Here is a 390-nt window from a genome sequence, read left to right as displayed (position 1 = left end):
CGGGTGAGGGTCTCAAGGACTTCGACGTTTTCCATCCCGACCGGATGGCCTCGCGCATCCTCGATATGGGTGACATGCTCACCCTTATCGAGCAAGCCGAGAAAGCTTTCGATCAGGAGCAATCTCAGGCGGCTGCGGCCAAGCTCATGGCAGGCAAGGGGGAGTTCGGTCTCGATGACTTCCTCGGTCTCATGCGTCAAATGCGTCGCATGGGCCCGATGTCCAAGATCATGGGCATGCTCCCCGGCGTCGGCCAGATGAAAGGCCAGATTGAGAACATCGACGAGCGGGAGATTGACCGCATTGAGGCCATCATCTGCGCGATGACTCCGGCCGAGCGTGCTGACGTGTCGATCCTCAACGGGTCACGTCGTGCCCGTATTGCTAACG

Annotated in this window: 1 pseudogene; it reads left to right on the top strand. The window is 59.5% G+C overall.

Going from position 1 to position 390, the window contains the following annotated elements:
- Positions 1-390: pseudogene (locus FOE67_RS28550) on the top strand (signal recognition particle protein); the annotation flags it as partial.

This window comes from Streptomyces calidiresistens (assembly GCF_014141525.1).
Classification (GTDB): Bacteria; Actinomycetota; Actinomycetes; order Streptomycetales; family Streptomycetaceae; genus Streptomyces; species Streptomyces calidiresistens.
Note: the sequence above shows the minus strand (reverse complement) of the source record. Positions and strands in the feature narration are given on the sequence as shown.